The sequence below is a fragment of the Streptococcus sobrinus DSM 20742 = ATCC 33478 genome, assembly GCF_000686605.1.
Classification (GTDB): domain Bacteria; phylum Bacillota; class Bacilli; order Lactobacillales; family Streptococcaceae; genus Streptococcus; species Streptococcus sobrinus.
Genome location: NZ_JMLC01000044.1, coordinates 1 through 8,403, shown reverse-complemented (window position 1 = coordinate 8,403; position 8,403 = coordinate 1). Strand labels below are relative to the sequence as shown.

Annotated in this window: 8 protein-coding genes and 1 pseudogene; 1 reads left to right on the top strand and 8 read right to left on the bottom strand. The window is 31.5% G+C overall.

Features of this window, described 5'->3' with window-relative positions; all coding sequences use genetic code 11:
* Window positions 1-332 (top strand): annotated as a pseudogene (locus BS63_RS0110125) (transposase); the annotation flags it as partial.
* Between the two features lie 186 nt (window positions 333-518).
* Here BS63_RS0110125 and BS63_RS0110120 read toward each other — a convergent pair.
* The 8 genes from BS63_RS0110120 to BS63_RS0110085 all read right to left on the bottom strand — a co-directional run.
* Complete coding sequence (locus tag BS63_RS0110120) at window positions 519-1,016, bottom strand: cysteine peptidase family C39 domain-containing protein (RefSeq protein ID WP_002962661.1); 498 nt, start codon at window positions 1,014-1,016, stop codon at window positions 519-521.
* 560 nt (window positions 1,017-1,576) lie between these two features.
* On the bottom strand, window positions 1,577-2,296 hold the full coding sequence (locus tag BS63_RS0110115) for a hypothetical protein (protein ID WP_002962660.1): 720 nt from the start codon (window positions 2,294-2,296) through the stop codon (window positions 1,577-1,579).
* A 1-nt stretch (window position 2,297) separates the two neighbouring features.
* A complete protein-coding gene (locus tag BS63_RS0110110; RefSeq protein ID WP_002962659.1) occupies window positions 2,298-2,972 on the bottom strand; it encodes an ABC transporter ATP-binding protein in 675 nt (224 codons plus the stop codon).
* A gap of 78 nt (window positions 2,973-3,050) precedes the next feature.
* Complete coding sequence (locus BS63_RS0110105) at window positions 3,051-5,420, bottom strand: hypothetical protein (protein WP_002962658.1); 2,370 nt, start codon at window positions 5,418-5,420, stop codon at window positions 3,051-3,053.
* Window positions 5,420-6,499: a M20/M25/M40 family metallo-hydrolase gene (locus BS63_RS0110100; RefSeq protein ID WP_019777473.1), complete on the bottom strand. Its 1,080-nt coding sequence runs from the start codon at window positions 6,497-6,499 to the stop codon at window positions 5,420-5,422. Before BS63_RS0110100 ends, BS63_RS0110105 begins: the two co-directional genes overlap by 1 nt.
* A 12-nt stretch (window positions 6,500-6,511) precedes the next feature.
* Window positions 6,512-7,264 carry a hypothetical protein gene (locus tag BS63_RS0110095; protein ID WP_002962656.1) on the bottom strand — a complete coding sequence of 251 codons (753 nt, stop codon included), beginning with the start codon at window positions 7,262-7,264 and terminating at the stop codon, window positions 6,512-6,514.
* Window positions 7,265-8,089 (bottom strand): nitroreductase family protein, encoded by an 825-nt coding sequence (locus tag BS63_RS01000000111135; RefSeq protein ID WP_050585027.1) that lies wholly within the window; start codon window positions 8,087-8,089, stop codon window positions 7,265-7,267.
* The coding region (locus tag BS63_RS0110085) for an IS30 family transposase (protein ID WP_028798574.1) at window positions 8,076-8,403 on the bottom strand (328 nt) is incomplete at its 5' end. The genes BS63_RS0110085 and BS63_RS01000000111135, both read right to left, overlap by 14 nt.

Below are 8,403 nucleotides of genomic sequence, written 5' to 3'. Positions count from 1 at the left end.
GAAATGGCAGTCCAAGCTTTGGAGGACTTTATCGCTGAATGGAAGCCAAAGTATAGGAAAGTGATGGAAAGTTTGGAGAATACGGATAATCTTTTAACTTTTTATCAGTTTCCCTACCAGATTTGGCACACAGCATTTATTCGACAAACCTCATTGAGTCTCTTAACAAAGAAATCAAACGTCAAACGAAAAAGAAGGTTCTTTTTCCTAACGAGGAGGCTCTGGAACGTTATTTAGTTACTTTGTTTGAAGATTATAATTTCAAGCAAAGTCAACGAATCCATAAAGGGTTTGGCCAATGTTCTGACACACTTGAAAGCTTATTTGATTAACACTCCGTAACTCTACTTGAGTGTTTACACATAATTATTGACAGTATCCTTAATTTTATCAATGAAAAAAAATTAACACTAGTAATACATAAATTACCATACTAAAAGACATATTTCTAGCTTGAAAAACAATTAAATATTGAATAGAAAAAATAATAAACAAGGGAATTAGCCAAAGTAAGCTCGTCATAAAAACAGGCTCAACCTTTCTTTAAAACTCAAGGAGTTATTATCATTTTCACTAGTTGCACTTGTCTCTTTCAACACGACCTTAGGATCATCGCTTTCAACAATATAAGCAAAACCATTAAAAATATCTCGTACTTCTTCAAACGACTGGTAGCTAATAGTCTTCTCAGCAGGATTAGAAACAACCAACTTATCGTTTTGTTTTCCGTAGTCTAAAATGTAATGGTTTATCCCATCCCTTCTCGTCACTAGAATACAAGGAGTTTTAAAATTAAGATTACTAAATTCATTAACCTGATAATTACTACCGTATATTCCAAAGATTGAAAGCAATTCTTCAATATCAAGTAATGATAATCCTTGGTCAATATTAAGATGTTGAAGTCTATCTGTTAATAGAGTTTCATCGTACCGCCCATATGTCAATAAAATTGATTTCACAACCGCTATTCCACAATCTGATGCGAGATCCTGCATAGTGTGATAATACTTCATACTATTTTTTTCTCCTCATCTAAAAAGTGGATAGCTATACGGCTATCCACTAAACTCTGTGCTAGGTTTCCGTTTATTAATTAGCACCAGCAAACGAAGCCCCAGCCAATACATACCCATCCCGCTTTAACAAGACGTGATTGTCTTTTTGTCATGATGACTTTCCTCCTTGTTTAAATTTCATACTACGATTAAAGATATAGCTAGCAGAACTTTTAAAGCGATATGGCGTAAACAGTTAATTAAATCGCTTACATATGAATTATATCACTATAATTTCCGATTTCTTGATATTCGCAAATATGATATTTTTTTGAAATTTATCATATTCGCGAATAAGATAAATTTTCTAAACTAACTAGGAGGATAGAGTCGAATGGATGTTCCATTATGTTTAAACGATCAGCTACTCTTTCTCTATGTTTGTCGGTATTACTATCTGCACTAGCAAAACCTACTCCGACCATCATTAAAGTCAGGCCAACTACCGTTGTCACCGCATAAGCTTTCTCAATTTGAAAAAAATTAAATTCTATAGTTAAATTAGTACATATAGTATTTTATTTAGCAACTCTTTGTTTCAGTTGACCATGTGGAATCAAAAAATATAGCACAATGATATTGAGAAAAAATGTTACTAAAAACAAAAGGATATCGTTTGTTTTAACAGGATTATCCTTCATTAGAGCGTTGATAATACTACTATAGTAGTAGCCGGGAAATATCATTTGGATTTTACTCAATATATCTACAAAATTTCCTGAGGCACCTAGGTTTTTGAATGGAATAATCGTCAAAGATGCCACAATAATAATCGGAAAGCTAACCGTATCGATAATTTTGGTATCTAATCGAACTCCCATAACAAAGCCAATGATACTAAAATATATTCCCATCAACATTAAGAGTAAAAATTGAACAAAAACTATACTTGCTATAGGAAATTTAAAGAATGCTACAGCGGAAAAAAGGATTGCAAAGAAGATCAGAGTATTTAAAACAATTTGAATAAATGTCTGGTCAAAGAGATAGTTCTTGATACTATAATGAGTAAATCGTGATTCAAAGGCATAGAAATCAATATTAGATGAAATCCTTTTACTAAATGTCGCCAAGCTATTGCCAATAATACCAATAAAAACTGCAATCCCTAAAATAATATTAGATGAAATGCTTTGAACATTATGCAAAAAAGCATACCAAACTATTGGAATAAAAATAGTGAACAGCAGAAAACGTTTATTACGTATAACCTGTTTTAATTGAATAAATTTTGGCATATTAAATCTCCTTATCATTAATAGTTCTATAAAACTTTTCGATTGTTAAACCCTGTTGATGAATGACCTCAACTTTCTCATCAGCAAAGATCTTCCCATTTTTTAAAATTAAGACTCGGGTAAAGAACTTATCAATTTGATTAAAATCATGGGTTACTATTACCGAGGTGACATCTTGCTTCTTTAATAGCTCCCAGAATTTATCAACTGACTCTAAATCCATCCCAGTAGTTGGTTCATCAAGAAAAATTAATTTTGGATTATTTAAAATTGCCAATAATAACGAGAGACGTCTTTTTTGTCCTCCAGAAAGACTAGACACAAATTTGTCTTTCTGATCTTTTAAATCAACTTTCTCTAAAAGACTATCAATGTTTTTCTCCCTTAGGCGGTTCATATAAGCCTTCAAATTCACAATTTCTTTCACCTTTAAATCATCAATCAAAATATCCCCTTGTGGCATCATACCAATTTCACTCTGAAAATCTAATTTCGAGTTAATTGTTCCTTTATTCTGTTTAAGTTGTCCAGAAATAATTTTCAGCAAAGTTGTCTTACCAGCACCATTACTTCCAAGCAAAGCAATTCGTTCACCATCTTCAATTGAAAGAGAGATTCCTTGTAAAATTTTGTTCGTTCCACCGAATGTCTTTTCAATATTAGTTAATGTAAACATTCTTATCTCCTTTTTTACTATCAATATATGGGACTATGGTTCCCAGTTATATAGTCCTACTTTTGTCAGAATAAATAGCTACTTATCTGGGATTGTATTCTTACTTTCAACAATAAATTCTGTTAAATGGTCTTGGCTAAATTCAGGTTGAGGAGTTTCAAGTGTTACCCAATCAACCTTTCCCACGTAATCTATAAAGTTTTCCAATCCTATAGAGCTGTTGAGGTTCACAAAAAGCGGTTTTTTTATTTTGCTTTTGAAATCACTGTCAACAAAAAATTCTCTGACAAACAACGATGAGTTGGGATAAATTTTCTTTATACCAAGTAAAATCTGAGCATTATTTTGACTATCATTAAAAATCTTTTTCAACAAGGTCGTTCGAACTAAAGTTTTACTCCTAGATATAATAATTTCTTTATCCAAAAAATAAATTTGTGGAGAGATAAAAACATTTAAATCCTTATTGTCTGCATATTTCTTTCTTAGAACCAAATCAGACAAATCAAAATACATTCCACCCGTTAATGACAGACTATTAAACATAGCCAATGTTTTAGGAAATACTATTGGTGTCATGTTGCCCAAAAAAGAAAAATAAAATTCTTTACCAATATTATCTAAAAACCTCAGACATCTTTTAGAACTGTCTACCGTTATCATGATATCTCGGTAATCCAATTCACTTTCTTTGGGATACTCAGATAGTCCAAACATATCAAGGCTTGGACGTTCAGGCCTTTTATTTGCATTAAAACCGAAGTAATAAGGGGTGTCAAAAATTCTTCCAAAATTATAATTCTGTTCAAAATCATTAGCAGAAAAGTTATCTCGATATCGATTATTAAAGATTCCTAGCCCCTTATAGACATGGTTCAAATACACACCCTCTTTACCAGTCTGAACAAAGAATGCGTAGGAGTGATCTGAATTGTAACTGTTTAACTTTAATTTTTTTAATATCTCTTCTAAATCGTCTTCTGAAAAAAGAAAGTCTTGAGAGTTAGACGAACAAATCTTATTTATAATGAAAGCTATTAGAGGATAATCAGCAAACTCAAAAAATCCCGAACGTAGAGCGCCTAAATTGATTTTTTCAAAAACGAATTCGGCCAATTCTTTAAAAAATTCGTCTAAATCCATAAAATTTTTAAAAGATTTCCCTTCCGGGTAATGATAAATCATAAAATTATAAGCCAATTCTTCAACCCTTTTAGAGGCGTCAAAAATTGAATAAAACTCACTTAGACTCCCTATTTTACTTATAAAATTCTTTAAAAATTTTACTTGTTGATTAGACAAGTCAAGGCTGTCTTTATAAGTATCAATAGTAAGGAGTGGAGAGCCTAACGTATCTACTCTATACTTTTGGCAAAGATCTGTAATTAATTCTACTATACGCGAAAAGTCTACAGATGAAAATTGATAATTCAAATCCTGCAATAGATTTCCTATTTGCCTTAATTTTGCTAAAAGAGAAGGTTCGAGAATGTCAAAGTTATCAATCCAACTAAAGTCATCACGGGGTCTGAGATGAGCATATCGTAAAATACCATAATTAAGTAATTGAATGATTTCATCATTACCAAAATATTCATTCAAACCTTGGATTGAGATTTTATCTTTCGTTAACAACCACTTGATAGGCGAAGTCAATTCTAATTTAACTTCTCTTTCTTTACCGCGAAATATATTTGAATCAGGATCATCCAGTAAGACTTTAAATAATACAAAACTCTTTTTCCTATCAATAACGTAATTGAAATTAACCAAAAAACTTCCTACAAAATTAGATAGATTTCCCTTTAAAACTTTAAAATATAATCTGTTTAACAAATAGTTATGGATATCAACAACATAGTTTTGTTTTGGCTTCATATGATGAGTAGAATTTCCCAATTCGAAGCAGCCTATACTATTTGCAAACCCCACTCCACCTGTTTTAAGACTTAACTGCGAAATATAATGATATAAAGAAATCCTGTCTTTTTTCTTTAAGCTTATATTTCCCTGTTTCATCAACTTATATTTTAAATGTTCATTTCTAAATAGAAGTAACTCTTCCTCAGAGAATAACTTAGGAAATTCAGTTACTTGTTTTTTATAATCACTCTCTAAAGCTTTATTCACCTTTTCTTCCAGTTCTATCTTTAACGCTAACAGACTATTATAAAATGGAATTTCTTCAGCAATTTTTTCAAACTGTTGTTTTAATACTTTTCTTCTCTTTACTTTTCTTTTTACTGTCAGATAGTCTTTTGCATCTGGATACTTTAATTCATTTTTATATATATAATCGTCAATATTATTTATTAGCTGCTTTGAAATCTCATTTATTCGGTAATCTGTTTCTTGCAATTGTTTGATTACATCGTCAGTCTCACCTTCGTAAAAGCAGTTGATAAAGTCACTAACTGATTTTCTATTTTGTCTGTAAAAGATATACATTACATTTCCTCCAATAAAAATTTATATAACTTGAGTGAATTATTGAGAAAATCTAGATTAGGTCTAAATATTTTGGTATGTGTTTTTGAAACGACAGCATTTTCAAAACTACCTAAAAACAAATAGAAAATCTCTTGTGCAATTCCTTCATAATAGCAAAAGTCATCTGATGTGAAACTATCCGGAATCTCTAAGGTATTAAAGAGTCTATTATTTTTGATTATTTCATATATTTTTGGACTATTATAAATCCGCCAGTGATAATTAATGTTTTCTACAAATAAGTGTTTGACATAATTAAGGTCTTGGATTTCTACTACTAACTCATCAAATAATTCGTACAAACTTTTAAGTGGAAGCTCATTAGAACGAATTGATAGGCTAAAAGAAAGTTCGTCCGCCTGTATTCCAGTTTGGCCATTCGATCTAAACTCACCTATTCTAAATAATACCCCAGATAAATGATTGTAGAGAGTAGTTATTTTTGAATAAATCTCTGACCAATTCGACAAAGGATTTTTTGGCATATGATAATCATACCGTTCTTCTTCATAAAATTGAATCGTTAAACGATTAGTAAAATTATTAGATAAGGTTTCATTTTTTTTTATTGCTAAATCTTCTACCAAAATATCTGGTGCATTGTGAAGACCAATAATTTTATTTACTCTAACTCCTTTATGATTCAAAGTATTGACCATATTTTTGGCCCCATTCCCAGCTTCTTCAGAACTCTGAAATACAAATAAAATTTTTCGACTTGATGGAAAAATCTTTAGGAAGGCCATTAATTGTATTAAAGAAGTCATGTGTAAATCATGTCCACAGCCATGGAAAGCATCATTATTAGGTAGTATGATTGCATCCATTTCCGCTCGAAAAGCAAGATCAAATATGTAAGTTTGTGGGTGACAATTAGAATAAACGAGCCCTTCCTTACCATTGTGCACTAAGGTATATCCTCCTATCGCTTCAACAAGTTTTGAAATAGTCTGACTAGTTTTATACTCTTGTCCTGATCCCTCAGGTATAGAGTGAAGCAACCGATACACCTGCCTTCCGTAATCAAATATATCCATAATTCTATTCAATTAGACCAGAGCCAATTCCTCTCCAAGTTCTATCCTATTGTTAGATTTAATATAAATCTTTCTATTGTAAAAAGGGGACTGCGCTAATAAAAAATTACTAATTCTTTCAACAAGCATATTGTAAACTAAGTTATTCACAAACTGTTTGACACCAGCCTCCAGTGAACTATCAATGAAGCTCTCATCAATTTCTTGGTTAGTAAAAATCTCAAAAAAATTTTCGATTTTCAAATGACTTTGTTCAAGAAACGGCCCTACCGTTGTAAAATCACCAACACTACAAATATATACATATTTGTAGTGTTTCAAGGTAAGCAACAACTTGTTGTAGTCCAAATCAGTTTCTAGATTAATTTCAAGAATTGCTTCTTGATACGTAGCGTTATCATTTGATAGCAACCGCTTCACTTGCACCTCTCCGTCCAAAATTTCTACTTTATCTAATTGAGTACTAAACAGCCAATCATCAAATAAATGGGAAAATTTAACATCCTCTTTTATAGAATTGTCAATATCGTCAACATATTTTTTTAAATCTAGTAAAAACTGATACTCTTGTTTTGTGACTATCAAATGTTTTGAAAAAAGCTTCTCTATCTTCTTGAGTAATACTTTTTCTTGCTGTTCAACCCCATTGCTTTTTTCAGAGATTCCTTTAAAAAGTATTCTATTTGATACTTTATTAATTATATTGATCTCTTTGTCACAATTAATGATTACATCATAAAACGGATTAATATAAATTTGTTTCATCTAAAACGTCACCCCATACACAACAATATCATCTTTACTTCCTTCCAGACCTATAATTTTCTTACTGAAATCCGACAGTATCCCACCATTAGGGAGCGATTTTTTCCCCAGGCCGGTGGAGACTAGCTGTAAATTTTGAGCAATATGACCAGCTTCAAGCATAGCCAGTTGCTTAGAGTAATATTTATATTTTTTAAAACTATGTTTCAAATTCATATTCATGATAATCGCAAATGATAATTTTTTAGTTTCTTCACTGGTCTCTTTATTAAAGTGAGAAATCGCAAAAATATCTTCGAATTTACAGTCCTCAACTTCAACCTCTGTTATAATTCCTAAATCCGGATGGATTTCATAGGACCTACTAGACTTAAAAAAATCAATATTTTTATTCATAACAAGGTATAGTTTAATAGGATATTGTGCACCACCTGAAGGATAGTTTCGTAGTGGAATATAGCTATCTTGGTAAACTTTTCCCCTTTTCCCATTACCAATTGATTTATTTAAAAGAAACAGTACTTCTTCTTCGCTCCATTCGCTATCTAAATTAGCCACTGGAGTTGAACACCTATTTTCCAAAGTATAACTCAAATCATCTATAAATTTAATCGCTGAAGTATCAATATCCCAATAGTTCTTGCTTCTCGTCACGTTTGTAATTTCTGTCTCAAATTTTAAATTTAAATTTCCAGTCGGGGCAAAATTCATCAACCAACCACTATAATTCTGTGCATCACGAAGATTCTGCTTAACTAGGTAGTTATAATTCTTTTTTTTGTTTGATAAATTGCAAGAATAAGTGCAACATTTACTTGAACTCATCCTCTAGAGCTTCACTAGCAGTTCTGTAAGCTAAACATTTTCGTGGTCGGTGATTGATATCATATAAAGCCTTGTTTAAAACCTCATCAGAGATAGCGGCTAAATCTGTTTTCTTTGGGAAATATTCTCTTAGTAAGCCATTTGCGTTTTCATTGCTTCCTCTCTGCCAGGATGAATAGGCGTCCGCAAAGAAAAAGGAAATTCCTAAATTCTCTACCAGAGGATAGCAGGCAAACTCTTTTCCTCTGTCTGAAGTGAAGGTTTTAAGAGCCTCTTTTGGAAATAGCTTACAAAGTTGTTCGATGGCTGAAAAC

Bases quoted from the DNA above. Each gene is read 5' to 3' on its own strand.
- BS63_RS01000000111135 (WP_050585027.1), bottom strand. From the start codon at position 8,089: ATGAGTTCAAGTAAATGTTGCACTTATTCTTGCAATTTATCAAACAAA.
- BS63_RS0110110 (WP_002962659.1), bottom strand. From the start codon at position 2,972: ATGTTTACATTAACTAATATTGAAAAGACATTCGGTGGAACGAACAAA.
- BS63_RS0110105 (WP_002962658.1), bottom strand. From the start codon at position 5,420: ATGTATATCTTTTACAGACAAAATAGAAAATCAGTTAGTGACTTTATC.
- BS63_RS0110100 (WP_019777473.1), bottom strand. From the start codon at position 6,499: ATGGATATATTTGATTACGGAAGGCAGGTGTATCGGTTGCTTCACTCT.
- BS63_RS0110120 (WP_002962661.1), bottom strand. From the start codon at position 1,016: ATGAAGTATTATCACACTATGCAGGATCTCGCATCAGATTGTGGAATA.
- BS63_RS0110115 (WP_002962660.1), bottom strand. From the start codon at position 2,296: ATGCCAAAATTTATTCAATTAAAACAGGTTATACGTAATAAACGTTTT.
- BS63_RS0110095 (WP_002962656.1), bottom strand. From the start codon at position 7,264: ATGAAACAAATTTATATTAATCCGTTTTATGATGTAATCATTAATTGT.